This window comes from Planococcus sp. FY231025 (assembly GCF_052078085.1).
GTDB lineage: Bacteria > Bacillota > Bacilli > Bacillales_A > Planococcaceae > Planococcus.
Genome location: NZ_JBQJJG010000008.1, coordinates 172,659 through 190,029 on the forward strand (window position 1 = coordinate 172,659; position 17,371 = coordinate 190,029).

A 17,371-nucleotide genomic window follows, 5' to 3' on the forward strand; every position below is an offset into this window, starting at 1 on the left:
TTTAAGTAGGTAGACGGTACAATGAAACCGAGAGAAAAAGTTGGAGGGGTTAAGATGTCAGAGGAAATCACAGTCCTAGTTGTGGACGATGAGGAAAGAATCCGCAGATTGCTGAAAATGTATCTAGAACGCGAAGGCTACCTGGTGGAAGAAGCTGAAAACGGCACCCAGGCGCTGGAAATGGCAATAGAAAAAGATTACCACTGTATCCTGCTCGATTTGATGATGCCGGAAAAAGACGGCATTGAAGTGGCGACGGAGCTGCGCGAAACCAAGATGACGCCGATCATCATGCTGACCGCAAAAGGCGAAGAAGCCAACCGTGTCCAAGGGTTTGAATCCGGAGCCGATGATTACATCGTCAAACCGTTCAGCCCGCGCGAAGTCGTGCTGCGCGTCAAAGCGATCCTGCGCCGGTCATCGGCTTATTCGCCTGTCGCCAAATCGACGGTTTCCAAAGACCTGGTCGTGTTTCCGCACCTGACGATCGACCATGATGCCCACCGCGTCACAGCGGATAATGTCGAAGTCAATTTGACGCCGAAAGAATACGAATTGCTGTATTTCCTGGCAAAATCGCCGGACAAGGTATTTGACCGCGAACATCTGCTGAAAGAAGTCTGGCATTACGACTTTTTCGGGGACCTGCGCACAGTTGACACCCACGTAAAGCGGCTGCGCGAAAAATTGAACCGCGTTTCGGAAAGCGCTGCAAAAATGATTGTCACGGTGTGGGGAGTCGGCTATAAATTCGAGGTAGGAAATGAATAATTTTTTACGAAGTGTAGTCGGGAAGCTATGGATCACCATATTGCTTCTCGTTTCCTTTGTCCTGTTCATTGTGACAGTGCTGCTTTTGGAGTTTTTGGGCAATTACCACAGTGAAGCGGTCGAAGAAACGCTGAACCGGGAAGCGGCTACCATCGCCCGCATCTTCAATGACCATGCAGAACTTGAAAATTCTTTGGCTATCATGGAGGATATCCTCGGGCCACAGACGAATGCCGTAATAGCGGAAGTTCCTAAAGAAGCTTCCTATTATATACACGATGGCCTTAATGGCAACGAGCTGAGAGAAAAGATCCTCAACGAAAAAGCGTTCCAGAAAGTGTTCGAAACCGATGAAACGGTCATGAAGGAAATGCTTCTGCCTTCATTGACGGAAGAAGACCGCATGGAGCCGTATATCGTCCTGGCAAGCCCGCTCCAGACGGGCGAACAGGTCCACGGCACCGTATTCATCTATCAGTCACTGGAAGTGATGGACCAGACCGCTGAGCGGACGACGAACATCGTCTTTCTGTCGGCATTTATCGCCTTTTTGCTGACGACATTTTTTGCCTTTTTCCTGTCGACGCGCATTACCTTGCCGCTGCGCAAAATGCGGGAAGGTGCGTTTGAATTGGCAAAAGGGAAATTCGATACCAAAGTGGCAGCGACGTCAAGCGACGAAATCGGGCAGCTGGCCGTCGCATTCAACCAGATGGGCCAGCAGCTGAAGCACCATGTCGAAGTGATCAACCAGGACAAAGAGCAGCTGTCGAGCATCCTGACGTCGATGGCGGATGCGGTCATTACATTCAATCAGGACCGGACCATCCTCTTGAGCAATCCTCCTGCAGAAAAATTGCTGGAGCAATGGCTGTTGAAAAGGGGCATGGAAAGCGGGGAGCCGCTGCCTTCGGAAATGATCCACATGCTGGAGCACGTCCTCGATTTCGAAGAAGAGATTGAAGAAGAGCTGGAAATGGAAGGCGCCTATTACGCCATCTCGTTCAGCCCGCTCTATAGCGGAGATTCGATACGCGGGGCAGTGGCAGTTCTTCATAACATGACAGAACAGCACAAGCTCGAGAAACTGCGCGAAGATTTCATTGCCAATGTTTCGCACGAACTCCGGACGCCGATCGCCATGCTGCAAGGCTATAGCGAAGCGCTTCTGGACGATGTCGGGGCTTCGGAAGAAGAGCGGCGCGAAATGACGAAAATCATTTATGAAGAATCCCAGCGCATGGGACGCCTGGTGACCGATCTGCTGAATCTGGCCAGAATGGAATCGGGGCATATGCGCCTTTACAAAGAACCGGTTCAACTTAACGGCGTGATCGAACGGATGACGCTGAAGTTCCTGCCGATTTCAAAAGAGAAAGGCATCGAACTTTCATTCCAGACGGAATTGGACGACTGGGCTGCGGCGGAACTCGACGAGGACCGGATCGAACAAGTCATGACCAACCTGATCGACAATGCCATCCGCCATACCCTCGAGGGCGGCCAAGTGGTGGTCAAGGTTTCGATGGAGCAAGGCTACGCAAGGATTTCCATCAACGATACCGGAGTCGGCATCCCGGAAGAAGACCTGCAGTATGTATTCGAACGCTTCTACAAAGCGGATAAAGCGCGGACGCTTGGCAAAGGCGGAACCGGCCTTGGCCTTGCGATCGCCAGCAGCATCATCAATGCGCACGGCGGCAAGATTTATGCCGAAAGCAAAGTCGGCGAAGGCACGTCGTTCATCTTTTTGCTGCCGTTATTAAAAATGTAACTTTTTGAGACCGGATACGACTAATCTAAGAACGGGGGGAGTACATGAAGGACTCCGTTTTCCACCGCCTGTACGACGAATATCATCAGGATGTATTCCAATTCCTGATTTATCTCGTTAAGAACCGCCATTTGGCTGAAGACTTGATGCACGAAGTGTACATCCGTGTATTCCGTGCATACGACCGGTTCGAAGGGAAAAGCTCGGAAAAGACCTGGCTTTTTTCTATTGCCAAAAACGTGGCGATCGACCATTTCCGGAAAGCGGCTGTACGGAAAAAGCATAATTTCGAGCATTTTGATTGGGAAACCCAGCAATTGGTCTCCAAAGAGCGGATTCCTGATGAAGTCGCCTCGCTGAACGAAGATAAAGTGCAGCTTTACCGCATGCTGGATGAGTGCACCGGCGACCAGAAAATGGTCATCATCATGCGCTTCTTCCAGGATTTATCCATCGCCGAAACCGCCGATGTGCTGGGCTGGACCGAAGGAAAGGTCAAAACGACCCAGCACCGGGCCATCAAGTCATTGCGTGAAAAATTATCCGCTCAGGAAGGGGGAGAAGCGAATGCCGAATAACAAATGGGACGATGAGCACATCGAAAATTTGTTGCGGGATTTCCCCACAATCAAGGACCACAGATCAAAAGAAGAAGTCCAGCGCCGGCTCGAAAAGAAGGCGCCGGTCCAATCGCAGCCGAAACGCTGGCTGCCGTATCTGGTGGCTGCTTTGGCCTTCATCACGATCAGTTTCCTGGTGGCTTCCATTCTGGACCAGAGCAGCAGGGACAGTGCGCTGTTCAGCACGAGCAGCGACGAAGCGGCCGAAGGCTCCAATGCGGAAAGCACGGCTGCAACCGATGCAGGTGGGGAAGCGCCGGCAGAAGAATCGGAAGGCGGTTCAGAGGAATCTTCTGAAAATGCATTCACGATCAACAATCAGGAATCTTCGCGCACGGCCGTGTATGATGGCGACGAGGAAGGCTTCACTCCGTTTTCCATCGGACTGACGGAAAATGCATTGGTCATCCCGGTGACATTCCTGATACCGGATCAGCAGATTGCCGAAGATTTTCCGGACACAACTCCCACTTCGGTCGATCTCTATAATAAATATGCAAGTGAAATCGATGAACAGTCGATCGGATTCACGGACTATCATCCTTATCTGGGTACCCTCAGCATGGAAGGCGATACAGTGAAGCATGTCCTGCCGAGCGACCATCAATATGACCAGGCTTCTGCAAGCATCGAGGTATATATCGCTTCCCTGAAAGAGACGTTCAAGGATGCGAAAACGATCGTTGTCGAGAATGAAGACGGCACACCTGTGGAATTCAGCCAGGTAGGACCGCTTGAGCCGATCGATGCACAGGAAGGCAATTTGGTCTATTATGCGCACACGACGGAAGCGGGCGAAACTTACCTCGTTCCGGCGTACGGCATGCCGGAAGCTTCAGCAAAAGAGGCAATCGAAGCGCTGCAATCTTCACCGTCGGATCTCCACGTGGGGACGATTCCGGAAGACTCCGAGATCACGGTCACGGAAGCAGACGAACTGGTGACGGTCCAATTCACAACCGAATTCGACTTGGAGTCGCTTGCCGGCCCGGCTGCCGACCGGCTGCTCGACAGCCTCGCGCTGACGGCTAAATCCTTCGGCAAAAGGGTGCAAGTGGACAACACCAAGCAGGACCAATGGGCAGGCTTCGACTTGTCCGAGCCGCTGCCTGAACCGTTGGCGCCGAACGAAACCCAATGGAAATCAAAATAAAGCAAGGCACGTTGTAACAGCTTGTTGAGAAAGATATAAAATACTTGTCTCTTAATCGATATTCCGCAAATCTGCTTCTTAAAATGAATGTTTCTATTATAAAGAAAGTCTCTCCAGCGCCGGCGCGTCCACGGGCTGAGCGAAGCTATGAGACGGGTGTCCTTCTCGGCTCATGGCGGGAGCCATGCCCAAAGCAGCCGAAGCGGTGTAAAAGCTTGTTTCTTTCATATGAGAATTTATAGAAGTATTTTCGATCGCCTGATTGTAAGCAAACTTGTTTACAACCAGGCTTTTTTCTACTAATATTAGGATGTAAAACAAAATATCGATTCATCTTCGGGGCAGGGTGCAATTCCCTACCGGCGGTAATTGAGCCTTAGGTTCATAAGCCCGCGAGCCGTAAAACGCAGGATTTGGTGAGATTCCAAAGCCGACAGTATAGTCTGGATGGGAGAAGGTGAAGGTGCGGACGTGTGTCGCCGATTTTCGGCGCAACGCTTTTTAAATGTGCCTTTTCTCCCTTAAGTGCCTAGCGCTTAAGGGTTTTATAATGCGGCCACATAGTCCAAGCCTTTCTTCTGGTGAATCACGACAAGGAGAGAGGAATATGAAGAACAAAAAACTGCAATCGATGATTGCGATTGGGATGTTGAGCAGCATTTCGTTTATCTTGATGCTTTTCAACTTTCCGCTTCCGGCGCTGCCTGCATTTCTGAAAGTGGATTTCAGTGACGTGCCGGCTTTGATCGCTGCAATCACCATGGGGCCGGTTGCCGGTATCCTGGTGGCATTTTTCAAAAACGTATTGGACTGGCTGTTTGCTGGCAGCCCGACTGGTGTGCCGGTCGGCCATATGGCAAACTTTGCGACAAGCATCTTGTTCATTTTGCCGGTCTATGCTATTTACCGTAAATTCTCAAACAAAAAAGGGATGGCGTTCGGGCTTGCTGCCGGAACGGTATCGATGGCGCTCGGCATGAGCCTGCTGAACTATTTGGTATTCCTGCCGATGTACACTTATTTCCTGAACATGCCTGCCCAAACAGGAAGTGCGCTTTTTGGCACGATCGTTCTGGGAATCCTGCCGTTCAACCTGATCAAAGGTCTGGCCCTGACAGCAGTGGTATTGCTCCTGTTTGCGAGCCTGCATAAATGGATTGAAAAACAGCAGCGCTATTTCCTATCCCATTGATAAGCAAAAAAAGCGTTCAGGAATGCGGATCCGCATTCCTGAACGCTTTTTTTATGTTCTTCAGTCTTCGTATTTAAGAGGGTTGCCATCGAATGGGGCATCCGCGACTTTGATCGAGTCCGTCGGGCATCCTTCGAATGCATCTTCCATATCTTCTTCCAGTTCGTCTGGAACTTGCTCAGTGCCCATGTTATCATCTAGAATAACAAACGCAATTCCTTCGTCGTCGTAATCATAAACATCCGGTGCTGCAGCTCCGCAAGCGCCACATGCGATACAAGTATCCTTATCGACAATGGTATACTTAGCCATAAATTGATTCCTCTCCTTTATCTCCGAACAAGTTCAGTTATACTATCGTATTCATTCTAAAGGTGTTTGCCCGGATTTTCAACCAAAAACCGTCAGGAGGTGCCCCTTGCTATTCGATGCATTTTTAATTTCCATCATGAAAGCGGTAAATCTGGAGCGCACGCTGTCTTCGCCTTATCATTTGATTAAAGGGAAGAAATCGGGCCAGACCATCCAGGACATCGGTTATTACCAATTATATCCATATTTTGCAGTCATGCCGAAACTTGAAAAGGCGATGTATGACGACGTGGTGAAAAGCCTGTTTGCGCGGAACCTGCTTCGCCAAAACGAGGAAGTGATCGATTTGGCAGATGCGGCTTTTGAACTGGAAATCCCGCCGGTCCGCGTCAATGGATGGAAGTACCGGGGCAATGAAGCGGTTTTCCTCCGGCGCTTATCGCTGATTGTCCAAACGCTTTCCTATACCAGCCAGCAGGAATTCAATTTCGATCCGGTCCACAATGCCGAAGATGTCCAAGGATGGGTCAAGCGCTATTTAAAGGCGATCCGCTTCAGGGAAATGGACACCGTCCGGTCCTTCAAGGCGGAAATGGAGGAGAGCCTGGACCGCGCAGAGATAGCGGACTGCCAAAAATTGATGCTTATGCAGCGGATGTCCGGCAAGGGATTGAGCGGCTTGACCTGGACGCAGATTGCGGCGGGCCAAGGGATCCATCCTCTGGATGCCCAATTGGCGGTCATTGAAGCGTTGCATGCATGGCTCGATGTACTCGAGACCAGGGAATTTCCTTTCCTCCTGCCGCTCCTCGAAGGGGTCATCGAGCAATCCGCTTTGACGGATTCGACGCGGCGGACCGAAAAATTGTTTGAACAAGGACTGTCGCTCGAAGAAATCGCCGCCGTCCGGAACTTGAAAAAGAGTACGATTGAAGACCATTTTGTCGAATTGGCCATGAATGATCCGTTTTTCAACTACACTGCATTCGTGCCGGCGGATCTATACAAGCAAATCATGCAGATCAGCAGCGAACGGAAAACCAAACGGCTCCGCGATATCAAAGACCGCCTGCCGGATGCGACGTATTTTCAGATCCGCCTGGCATTGGCAGTCAAGGAGGTGCCGAAATGAAACTAGAAGAATTGCTTTATACTACATACGGATTTGACACATTTCGCCCGGGCCAACGGGAAGTCATCGAACAAGTGCTCCAAGGAAAAGATGTCATTGCGCTCCTGCCGACAGGGATGGGCAAATCGATGTGCTATCAATTGCCGGCCCATCTGCTTCCGGGGAGCGTGCTGATTGTATCGCCGCTCCTGTCGTTGATGCAGGACCAAGTGGCGCAGTTGAAGAAAATGGGCGAAAAATCAGTCGTCGCCATCAATTCCTTTTTGAAGCCGGAAGAGAAAGAGAAAATCTGGAGCCAGCTCGGCAGTTACCGGTTCATTTTTGTCTCTCCTGAAATGCTGGTGCAGCCGTTTGTCAAAAAACAGCTCCAGCGCATCCGGATCTCCCTTCTGGTCGCCGATGAAGCGCATTGCATTTCCCAGTGGGGCTTTGATTTCCGCCCGGATTATTTGCGGATCGCCGAAATCCTTCCCGTTATCGGCCATCCGCAGGTCCTCGCCCTTACTGCTACCGCCACAGCGAAAGTGACGGAAGAAATCAAAGGCTATCTTCAATTAAAGGAGCCATTTGTCTATAAGCACGCGATGGACCGGCCGAATATCGCATATGATATCAAACGTTTCCATTCGCCTAAAGAAAAGCAGGACTGGCTGCAGGAATTCGTGCTCAAAAGCGGAGGCCCTGGAATCATTTATACCGGTACGCGCCGGAAATCGCAGGAGCTGGCTGATGTTCTGGCAGCTCTCGGCATTTCGGCAGCCTTTTACCATGGCGGCATGGAACACCAGGATCGCATTTTCGTCCAGCAGCAATTTCAGAATGGCGAACTCGACTGGGTGTGTTCAACAAATGCATTCGGCATGGGGGTCCATATTGCGGACATCCGGCATGTTATCCATTTCCAGCTGCCGACTTCGATCGAAGGCTATGTCCAGGAAGTCGGCCGGGCGGGGCGTGATGGAAAACCCGCACTGGCGACATTGCTCTATGCAGAAGGCGATGAAGGGCTCATGGGCAGCCTCGTGATGGATGAATTGCCGACGCGCCGCGAGATCGATGAACTGGCTGCCGCTCAGGGAGATGCCAGACGGTTGGTCGATGAAGGGATTGTCCGGGAGACGGCATACCGGGTCGGCTCTTACTGGCTGTCCCGGCTGAGCCTTGAGGAAACCCAGCAGCAGATCGAAAGCCTGCAGAGAGGCAAACTCAAACAGATCGATAAAATAAAAAAGTTTCTCCATTATGAGGGCTGCCTCCGGGAATATCTATTGTCTGCCTTTGAACAAGAACTGCGTAAAAAGCCTGCAAATTGCTGCAGCAACGACGGTATCGACTATTCCGAATTTATCATCAGCAAAGCAAAGAACGATAAATCTACAATTGATAATTGGCAAACCCGTCTGAATGGACTATTGCCGCTGGCATAATCTTCCGATAATCCGTTTACAAAGACGTCTGTTTTAGGCATAATAGATTTATCAGATAGGATAGGAGCAGTCGACTATGGGAAACCAAGATTATCGTGAAGCCATCGAAAAAGGCCGCCAGGAAATAACCGTCAACAGCAATTCGGCTCCCTCCAGAAGGGCCTACCGGAAAACGACCAAAGAAAAACCAAAAAAGAATAGAAGCATTTTGCTGCCAACCTTATTTTTCCTTTTTATTTTAATCCCGGTTACCATCCTTATTTATGTCGCAGCGTTTTACGAACCGGACGATACCCTGACAGCAAGTTCTGTCAATAACGAAGTCAGCCTTGAATCTCAGGCTCCTGAAACCCCGGAAGTGCCCGTAGCTTCTGATGAGGAGGCGTCGGACGAACAGGCGCCGGATGCAGACGAAGAAGCGGCAAAACAGCAGGCTGCTGAAAAAACTGAAGCAGAAAAAGCCGAAGCGGAAAAGGCTGCCGCAGAGAAAGCAGCTGCAGAGAAAGCGGCGGTTGAAAAGGCAGCTGCAGAAAAAGCGCAGGCCCAAAAGCTGCAAGCTGAAAAAGAAGCTGCTGCCAAAGCGCAGGCTCAGCGTGAGCGCGAACAGGCCGAAGCCAAGCGGAAACAGGAGCAAGCGGCTGCTGAAAAGAAAAAAGAGCAGGAAGAGAAGCAGACACCATCAAAAACCCATACGGTTCAGGCCGGTGAAACCCTTTACCGCATTGCCGTTAATAATTACGGAGCTGCCGGAGCAAGTGCCGGAGTTGAAAAGATCAAACAGGCGAACGGCTTGAGCTCGAACGAAATCAGCGTCGGCTCGACATTGGTATTGCCTTAAAAAAAGGAATTCTACCCGTTTGTGGCGAAATCTATAAGAGCAGGAAAAGTTTAAGGCAGAGGTGAAAAGCATGTTTGTGAAAAGTGTAATGGTTAAAAGAGAAAAATGTTTTACTGTAAAACCGACCGATACCGTGGAAACTGGATTCGAATTGCTCGAAAAGCATGGAATTGACGCATTGCCGGTCATCGACGGCACCAAATTCCTGGGCATGTTTACGTGGTACCATACCAGCCAGGCGTTCTTCCGTTCAGGTAAGAGCAAAGAGGACTTCATCAAAGGGATCAAGGTCCAGGAAGTAGCCGTCAACCAGGACGTCAGCCTCAAACTTGATGATGTTTTTGAGAAAGCGATTGTCGAACTGAACGATTTTCCGATTATCGCAGTCGTCGACGGAACTGAATTTCTCGGGATCGTCACACGCTATGACGTCATGACGCAATTGGAAAGTGCTTTCGGCATGAGGCAGGAAGGCACGCGCATCACTTTCACTTCGGTGGAATCAGAAGGGCGCATCGGACGATTAGCTGATATAATTGAGAAGTACAAGGAATCAGTGATTTCGCTCGTCACATTCGATGAGACAGATAAACTGGTCCGCCGAATCGTCCTGAAGATCAAGAAAAAGGACAATTTGGAGCGCTTCTTGAAAGAACTGGAGAAATCCGGGTTCCGTGTGATGGATATCGCGGAAGATTGAACATGGACTAACTTATAAAGAGGCATGAGCAGAGCTTCGCTTATGCCTCTTTATTCATTGGAAGGGAAGTATTTATGAAGAAAGTGATTATCGGCGGACTTGCTGCATCGGCAAGCCTGCTTCTTTTTATGTTGCGGAATGCTTTCCAAAACAATCTTAAGCGCGACACGATCATCCTGAAAGCGGAGAAACCGTTCGAGCCGTTTGATATGCTGTTCATTTCCGATATTCACCGAAGAAAGCTGCCCGCTTCAATAGGCAGCTTTCCTGTGGATGTCATTGTGATCGGAGGCGATCTGGTCGAAGGCGGTGTGCCGCTGGAGCGTGTGGAATGGAATTTGAACGTCCTTAGCCGGCATGCGCCCGTTTATTTCGTCTGGGGCAATAACGACCGGGAAGTTGATGAAGAGAAATTGCGGCAGCTTTTCAAGAAATATGAAATCACGGTATTGGAGGATGAATCGGTTCCACTTTTCGGCCATCCGCATTTGAAGCTGGTCGGACTCGATCCTTTCGCTTACCGGAAAAACGGCATTGAGCAGGCATTTTCAGAAGTCGAAGCGACCGACACCGTCATTTTCGTTTCCCATACGCCGTTTATTTTTGAACGGGTGAACAGCAAGCGTCGGGTGGACTTCCAGCTTGCCGGCCATACCCATGGGGGCCAGATCCGCTTTGGCCCTTACGGCATCTATAATAAGGGGCGGCTCTGTAAAAGCGGGGGCGTCATCCAGTTGATCAGCAATGGCTACGGCACGACAAAGCTGCCGCTGCGGCTTGGTGCGGAAGCGGAATTCCATCTTTTGACGATCGCTCCGGAACGCCCGTGAGCTTTACGATTGCCACAGCGGTCCGGCATCTTCTATGCTTAACTGAGAGATTCTGACTTGGGAGAGGGTTTTATGGAAAACACAGATGTACTGATAATAGGCGGAGGGCCGTGCGGTCTGGCGGCAGCCATCGATATACAGAAAAAGGGCATGCGGGCAGTAGTCATCGAAAAAGGCAATATCGTCAATGCCATCTACCACTACCCGACACATCAGACCTTTTTCAGTTCCAGCGAGAAGCTGTCGATCGGCGACATCCCTTTCATCACGGAAGACCGGAAAGCGAAGCGCAACCAGGCGCTCGTCTACTACCGGGAAGTGGTGAAGCGGAGCGGGATCGATGTGCGGCCGTTTGAAAAGGTTTTGAAAGTCACCAAAGGCGACGGGTTCACAGTGGAAACCTCCAAAAATACGTACGCCGCAAAATATGTGGTTGCAGCAACAGGGTATTACGATAATCCGAACCGGTTGAACGTAGAAGGGGCGAACCTGCCGAAAGTGATGCATTACTTCAAAGAAGGACATCCGTTCTTCGATCAGGACGTGCTGATCATCGGCGGCAAAAACTCGGCGGTTGATGCAGCGCTTGAGCTCCATAAAGCCGGGAGCCGGGTCACGGTTTCTTATCATGGAACCAGCTATTCCAAAAGCATCAAACCGTGGATCCTGCCGGAATTCGACGGCCTCGTCCGGAAAGGAGAAATCACGATGCTCTTCGATTCCATCGTCGACAAAATCGGCGAAATGGAAGTGGAGATGACCGTGAACGATTTGAAATGCACGATTCCGAACGATTTTGTCTTTGCGATGATCGGCTATCATCCGGACCACCAGTTTCTGGTCGACATGGGCATTACGATCGACCCTGAGAACGGCCGGCCGCATTACGACGAAGCGACAATGGAAACGAATGTTGATAACCTCTTTATCGCCGGCGTTATTGCCGCCGGCAACAATGCCAATGAAATCTTCATTGAGAACGGGCGCTTCCACGGCGGGTTGATTGCCGAAGCGATTGCGTCCAAAGAAAATATGGCTGATCGATGAACATGGCTGCAGCGCTTCCGGGCATTCCGGACGGCCTGCAGTTTTTTTATGGCAAGAAAAGGCTCCTTCCAAGGGCTTAATCGTGTAAAATAAAAGCATAGAAAGGGTGCTATCTTATGAATAAAAAAGTTTCATTGATCACGACCGGCGGCACGATTGCCAGCCGGGAAATTGAAAAAGGGCTGCTCCGTTCCGGCGCGATTTCCGGGAAGGAGCTTGCAGCGCTTTGCCAGCTGCCGGAAGAAATCGAAGTGAACGTAATTGACGTCTTCCAGTTGCCCAGCATGCACATCGGCTTTGATGAAATGCTGAAGCTGCGTGAAGCCATCGAGGCCGAACTCGCGGATCCGTCGGTGGACGGGGTCGTCGTGACGCACGGCACAGACACGCTCGAAGAAACGGCCTATTTCCTTGATCTGACGATTGAGAACGACCGAACAATCGTCGTGACAGGATCGCAGCGCTCGCCGGATGATGTAGGGACGGATGTCTATTCCAATTTGCGCAATTCCATTTACGTTTCGGTCGACCGGACGCTTGCCGGCGTCGGCACAGTCGTTGTCTTCAATGAACGGATCTACAGCGCCCGTTATGTCAAAAAAGTGCATTCGAGCAACTTGCAGGGCTTTGATTCATTCGGGCACGGCTATTTGGGGATCATCGACAATGACGTCGTGAGCGTCTACCAGAAGCCCATCACCCACGAAGTCCTGGAAGTTGCGGAAGAGTTGCCGCGGGTCGACATTGTCAAATGCCATTCCGGGCAGGACGGATACATAATCGATATGCTGGCTGCGGGCCGGACAAAAGGCATCGTGCTTGAAGCGGCAGGCCGCGGACAAGTTTCGCCTCATATGGTCGAAGCAATCGAGCGCGCGGTCCAAAAAGGAATTGCCGTGGTTCTGGCAACCAGTGCGGAAGAAGGGCGTGTTTACCCGAGCTACGGGTATCCGGGAAGTGCACATGATTTGATGCAAAAAGGCGTATTGCTCGGCAGCGATTACGATTCCAAAAAAGCGCGCATCAAATTGGCGGTGCTGCTTTCCCGAAGCAGCGGAGTCGGCGCGGACGCTTTTGTAAAACTGGACTAGCCGGCAGCAACGGGAAGGCAGGAGGAAATCCGTGGCCTTTCGGGAGTTTTTGGAAGTGGGAAATCATGGTATAATGGAAGGAATCTGAGCGAAGGGGCAATCATATGATCATACTACTAACAGTTGCGATTGCTCCGAGTTTGGCATTGTTCAGTTATTTCTATCTGCGCGATGAATTTGCAGAAGAACCTTCCAAATTGCTCTTCCAATGCTTTATCTACGGAGCTGTCATGACGTTTCCGATTCTCTTTATCCAATATGTTTTTGAAGCGGAACAGGTTTTCCAATACCTGTTCACCAAAAGCGTGCTTTTTCCAAGCATGTTGGAGGAATTCTTCAAGTGGCTTGTACTGCTCATTGCCGTTTACCGGCACATCGATTTTGAGGATCCATACGACGGCATCCTTTACGGCGCCAGTGTTTCGCTGGGATTCGCAACGGTGGAGAACATCCTTTATCTGCTGGAGTTCGGCCTGCAAACGGCCTTTATCCGCGCATTTCTTCCGGTATCCAGCCATGCGCTTTTCGGAGTGGTGATGGGCTATTATCTTGGAAGAGCCAAGTTCTCGCACGGCAAAAGCAGCCGCAAGTGGCTTGGGGTTGCACTGTTCGGCTCGCTTCTGCTGCATCTGGCGTATAATGCAATTTTATACAGCAATTCAGTATGGTCCTATAGCGTCATCCCTTTCATGCTTTTTCTCTGGTGGTTCAGCCTGCGGAAAGTCAAGCAGGCCCACCAATTGTCGCTTTCCCATTACCACGACAACAGCTCGCTGCTCCCTTGAGCGCGGGCTTTTTTTGTGCGGAAAACCCCATTGCCCGCAAGGCTTTTTTTATGCGGCCGCCCGGAGTGTGCGTAGGCATGGCCGCTTTCCTTATGGTAAAATGAGTTCAATACACTTTATGAGGTGAGACTTTTTGACGAATCCAATCCAAATAGCCATCGATGGACCGGCAGCAGCCGGAAAAAGTACGATTGCAAAAATAGTTGCAGAACAATTAGGGTATACATATATTGACACCGGTGCGATGTACCGGGCGATCACGCTGAAAGCGCTGGATGAGGGCATCAACATGGCCAGCAATGAAGAAGCGGGGGAGCTGCTCCTGCGGACAGAAATCGATCTGCAGCCGACGGAGGCCGGGCAGCTTGTTTTCTTGGACAAGGAAGATGTGACGGAAGCGATCCGGACCCAGCACGTAACGAAAGCCGTTTCGGAAATGGCCGCCCATTCGCTCGTTCGTGAGCGCATGGTGGAACTCCAGCGCCAGCTCGCTGAAGGCCGGGGCGTCGTCATGGATGGACGGGACATCGGCACCCATGTCCTGCCGGAAGCTGCACTGAAAGTGTACATGTCCGCAACGGTCGAAGAACGGGCACGCCGCCGCTTTGATGACAATAAAAACCGCGGGATCGATACGCCGATCGAGGAATTGCAGGCGGAAATCGCTACGCGCGACAAAATGGACAGTGAACGGGAATCTTCCCCGCTGCGCCAGTCGGAAGATGCCATCTTCCTCGACACCACCAATTTATCGATCCAGGAAGCGGCGGACAAAATCATGCAATTGGCAAAAGAAAGGTTGAAGTGACGTGAATCTTTATGCATTCGGCAAAGCACTGGTAAAAGGGGCCCTTAGCCCGCTCTACCGTTTCGAAGTGATCGGGGCTGAGAATTTCCCGAAAGAAGGCGGCATTCTCCTATGCGCCAACCATATTCACGCACTCGACCCGCCAGTTGTCGGGATGACGGCTCCCCGCACAGTCCATTTCATGGCTAAAGAGGAGCTCTTCAAGCTTCCGGTGCTGGGGCCCATTTTGCCGCAGGTGAATGCCTTTCCGGTCAAACGGGGGATGAGCGACCGCGAAGCGCTGCGGATGGCGTTGAAAATCCTCAAAGGCGGCGATGTTGTCGGGTTATTCCCGGAAGGGACGCGATCGACCGACGGTGTTTTGAAAAAAGGCTTGAGCGGCGCAGGATTTTTCGCGCTCCGGGGCAATGCGGACGTGGTTCCGTGCGCCATCATCGGCCCGTATAAAATGTTCCGGAAAGTGAAAGTGGTTTACGGGGAGCCGCTTCGGATGGAGCCTTTCCGTGAGCGGAAAGCTTCAGCTGATGAAGTGACAGAAGAAATCATGGCTTCCATCCAGGCGCTTTTGGACCAATATAGTAAAAAATGAGGGTTAATTTTTGTTTTTATTAGAGAATTCGAATAAAATAGAAAGTGGATAGTTTGTGAAGGAGGGCTACTGATGTCTGAGGAAATGAACATGATGGAAAACCGCGACTTCCAAGTGGGGGACCGGGTAAAAGGTACAGTTCTTAAGATCGAAGAAAAAGCAGTGACCGTTACAATTGATGGGGCGCCTTTTGATGGGGTTATTCCGATCAGTGAATTGTCGAGCCTCCACATCGAAAAAGCATCGGATTCGGTTCAGGAAGGCGACACCCTGGACTTGGTCATTACAAAAGTCGAAGATGAGAACTTCGTGTTGTCCAAACGCAAAGTGGATGCCGAACAGGCATGGGATGATTTGGAGAAGAAGTTCGAATCCGGCGAAATCATCGAAGCGGAAGTGAAGGACGTCGTTAAAGGCGGACTGGTCATAGACCTGGGTGTCAGAGGGTTTGTCCCGGCTTCGTTGGTGGAAGATTATTTCGTTGAATCATTTGAAGATTATAAAGGCAAGACGATGACATTCAAGATTGTTGAAATGGAAAAGGAGAACAACCGCCTGATCCTTTCCCACCGCGCTGTCGTCGAATTGGAAAAAGAGTCGCAGAAGGAAGAAGTGATGGATTCCATCCATCCGGGCGATGTCCTGAAAGGCAAAGTCCAGCGGATTGCATCATTCGGCGCATTTGTCGATATCGGCGGAGTGGACGGGCTTGTCCATATTTCCCAGCTGTCTCATGAACATGTGGAGAAGGTGTCGGACGTAGTCAAAGAAGGCCAGGACGTCACAGTCAAAGTCCTGTCAGTGGACCGGGATTCCGAGCGGATCTCGCTGTCGATCAAAGATACATTGCCTGGGCCATGGGATGCGATTGAAGAAAAAGCGCCGAAAGGATCCGTCCATACCGGGAAGGTCAAGCGCCTTGTCAGCTATGGCGCATTTGTAGAAGTGCTGCCGGGCGTCGAAGGGCTCGTGCATATTTCCCAGATTGCGCACAAGCATATCGCGACACCGCATGAAGTGTTAACGGAGGGCCAGGAAGTACAGGTCAAAGTGCTTGATGTCAATAAGACCGACAAGCGCCTGTCGCTCAGCATCAAGGAACTTCAGGAAAAAGAAGCGGAACAGGATTATTCCGATTATGAAATGCCGGAGGAATCGAGCGGATTCTCCATCAGCGACGTGATCGGGGACAAATTAAAAGGGTTCAAATCCGAATAAATGTCCAGGGCTGAACGGAAAATGGACCATATACGTTTTGCAATGTCCACTGGCCAGGGAAGGGGCGCCATGTTTGATGATATCCGTCTCGTCCATCAGGCGCTTCCCGGAATCGGCTTCGAGGACACCAGCATCCGGCCTGAAACAGGTGATTTGAACTTGAAATCACCTGTTTTTATTAATGCCATGACCGGCGGGGGCGGTGCAGGAACGCTCGAATTGAACGCGCTGCTCGCCCGGGCGGCCAAAGAAACCGGCCTTGCAATGGCTGTCGGCTCGCAGATGGCAGCTTTAAAAGATCCAAGCGAGCGGGCTTCCTATGAAATCGTCCGCAAAGAGAACCCGGACGGTTTTTTGATCGGGAACCTGGGCAGCGAAGCCACTGCCGCCCAGGCACAGGCGGCTGTCGACATGATCGGCGCGGACGCGCTTCAAATCCACTTGAATGTCATCCAGGAACTGACCATGCCGGAAGGCGACAGGGACTTCAAAGGAGCACTGGAGCGGATTGCCAATATCGCCGATCGTCTGGACGTGCCTGTCATTGTAAAGGAAACCGGATTCGGCATTTCGCGCGAGGCCGCCCTTCAATTGGCAGGGACCGGCATTGCGGCAGTGGACGTCGGAGGGTACGGCGGCACGAATTTCGCAGCGATTGAGAACGAGCGCCGAGCACGCAAGCTTGCCTTCTTCCAGGAATGGGGTGTGCCGACTGCAGCGGCGATCGTTGAAGCGCGGAGCGTCTTTCCAGGCACGGTGCTTGCTTCCGGCGGCATCCAGAGTGCGCAGGATATCATCAAATCCTTTGTACTGGGCGCAGATGCCGCAGGGCTGGCCGGCTCTTTCCTGAAAGCGGCGGTCGACGAAGGGGAAGGCCGGCTGATCGAAGAGATCCGTTGGCTGGAAGAGGACCTGCGGATGATGCTGACAGCGCTGGGCAAAAAAGAGCTTGCGGGGCTGCGGAATTGTCCGGCGATCATCTCAGGGGAGCTGCACCATTATCTTGAAATGCGGGGGTACGACCCTAGAGCGTTTGCCAACCGGCCGAAAAACTGAAAATTACACCTTTTGAGGTGATGGACAT

Annotated in this window: 18 protein-coding genes and 1 riboswitch; of the genes, 17 read left to right on the forward strand and 1 reads right to left on the reverse strand. The window is 51.2% G+C overall.

Annotated elements, in window-relative coordinates; all coding sequences use genetic code 11:
* Positions 1-54: 54 nt before the first annotated feature.
* The 5 genes from ACTL32_RS12545 (at position 55) to ACTL32_RS12565 (ending at position 5,510) form a co-directional block, all read left to right on the forward strand.
* Positions 55-771 carry a response regulator transcription factor gene (locus ACTL32_RS12545; protein WP_204892365.1) on the forward strand — a complete coding sequence of 239 codons (717 nt, stop codon included), beginning with the start codon at positions 55-57 and terminating at the stop codon, positions 769-771.
* Entirely contained in the window at positions 764-2,545 is a 1,782-nt protein-coding gene (locus ACTL32_RS12550; RefSeq protein WP_441341797.1) for an ATP-binding protein, read from the forward strand. The genes ACTL32_RS12545 and ACTL32_RS12550 overlap by 8 nt, the downstream gene beginning before the upstream one ends.
* A gap of 44 nt (positions 2,546-2,589) precedes the next feature.
* Entirely contained in the window at positions 2,590-3,123 is a 534-nt protein-coding gene (gene sigX / locus ACTL32_RS12555) for an RNA polymerase sigma factor SigX (RefSeq protein ID WP_441341798.1), read from the forward strand.
* Positions 3,113-4,318, forward strand: coding sequence for a GerMN domain-containing protein (locus ACTL32_RS12560; RefSeq protein WP_441341799.1), 1,206 nt, complete (start codon positions 3,113-3,115; stop codon positions 4,316-4,318). Before sigX ends, ACTL32_RS12560 begins: the two co-directional genes overlap by 11 nt.
* 328 nt (positions 4,319-4,646) lie before the next feature.
* Positions 4,647-4,781, forward strand: a riboswitch (FMN riboswitch).
* 144 nt (positions 4,782-4,925) lie between these two features.
* Entirely contained in the window at positions 4,926-5,510 is a 585-nt protein-coding gene (locus ACTL32_RS12565; protein ID WP_204892360.1) for an ECF transporter S component, read from the forward strand.
* Positions 5,511-5,570: 60 nt separating this feature from the next.
* On the opposite strand, the gene ACTL32_RS12570 is transcribed toward ACTL32_RS12565, so the two are convergent.
* Positions 5,571-5,822: a ferredoxin gene (locus ACTL32_RS12570; RefSeq protein WP_204892359.1), complete on the reverse strand. Its 252-nt coding sequence runs from the start codon at positions 5,820-5,822 to the stop codon at positions 5,571-5,573.
* A gap of 106 nt (positions 5,823-5,928) precedes the next feature.
* Between ACTL32_RS12570 and ACTL32_RS12575 the strand changes: the two genes are divergently transcribed.
* From ACTL32_RS12575 to fni, 12 genes are all read left to right on the forward strand, one after another.
* Positions 5,929-6,954: a helix-turn-helix domain-containing protein gene (locus tag ACTL32_RS12575; RefSeq protein ID WP_441341800.1), complete on the forward strand. Its 1,026-nt coding sequence runs from the start codon at positions 5,929-5,931 to the stop codon at positions 6,952-6,954.
* Positions 6,951-8,381 (forward strand): RecQ family ATP-dependent DNA helicase, encoded by a 1,431-nt coding sequence (locus ACTL32_RS12580; protein ID WP_441341801.1) that lies wholly within the window; start codon positions 6,951-6,953, stop codon positions 8,379-8,381. Before ACTL32_RS12575 ends, ACTL32_RS12580 begins: the two co-directional genes overlap by 4 nt.
* A gap of 76 nt (positions 8,382-8,457) precedes the next feature.
* Positions 8,458-9,219 (forward strand): LysM peptidoglycan-binding domain-containing protein, encoded by a 762-nt coding sequence (locus tag ACTL32_RS12585; RefSeq protein WP_441341802.1) that lies wholly within the window; start codon positions 8,458-8,460, stop codon positions 9,217-9,219.
* Positions 9,220-9,289: 70 nt separating this feature from the next.
* Positions 9,290-9,919 (forward strand): CBS domain-containing protein, encoded by a 630-nt coding sequence (locus ACTL32_RS12590; RefSeq protein WP_441341803.1) that lies wholly within the window; start codon positions 9,290-9,292, stop codon positions 9,917-9,919.
* 74 nt (positions 9,920-9,993) lie between these two features.
* The gene (locus tag ACTL32_RS12595; RefSeq protein WP_441341804.1) at positions 9,994-10,749 is read left to right on the forward strand and encodes a metallophosphoesterase; all 756 of its coding nucleotides are present in this window, start codon (positions 9,994-9,996) and stop codon (positions 10,747-10,749) included.
* A gap of 72 nt (positions 10,750-10,821) precedes the next feature.
* Positions 10,822-11,796 (forward strand): YpdA family putative bacillithiol disulfide reductase, encoded by a 975-nt coding sequence (locus ACTL32_RS12600; RefSeq protein ID WP_441341805.1) that lies wholly within the window; start codon positions 10,822-10,824, stop codon positions 11,794-11,796.
* 116 nt (positions 11,797-11,912) lie between these two features.
* Positions 11,913-12,887, forward strand: coding sequence for an asparaginase (locus ACTL32_RS12605; RefSeq protein WP_441341806.1), 975 nt, complete (start codon positions 11,913-11,915; stop codon positions 12,885-12,887).
* A gap of 104 nt (positions 12,888-12,991) precedes the next feature.
* Entirely contained in the window at positions 12,992-13,672 is a 681-nt protein-coding gene (gene prsW / locus ACTL32_RS12610) for a glutamic-type intramembrane protease PrsW (protein ID WP_441341807.1), read from the forward strand.
* A 133-nt stretch (positions 13,673-13,805) separates the two neighbouring features.
* Complete coding sequence (gene cmk, locus ACTL32_RS12615; protein WP_441341808.1) at positions 13,806-14,480, forward strand: (d)CMP kinase; 675 nt, start codon at positions 13,806-13,808, stop codon at positions 14,478-14,480.
* Between the two features lies 1 nt (position 14,481).
* Positions 14,482-15,069, forward strand: a complete 588-nt coding sequence (locus ACTL32_RS12620; RefSeq protein ID WP_441341809.1) for a lysophospholipid acyltransferase family protein — start codon at positions 14,482-14,484, stop codon at positions 15,067-15,069.
* A gap of 72 nt (positions 15,070-15,141) precedes the next feature.
* On the forward strand, positions 15,142-16,287 hold the full coding sequence (gene rpsA / locus ACTL32_RS12625; RefSeq protein ID WP_441341810.1) for a 30S ribosomal protein S1: 1,146 nt from the start codon (positions 15,142-15,144) through the stop codon (positions 16,285-16,287).
* Complete coding sequence (gene fni / locus ACTL32_RS12630) at positions 16,288-17,343, forward strand: type 2 isopentenyl-diphosphate Delta-isomerase (RefSeq protein ID WP_441341811.1); 1,056 nt, start codon at positions 16,288-16,290, stop codon at positions 17,341-17,343.
* The last annotated feature ends 28 nt before the right edge of the window (positions 17,344-17,371 follow it).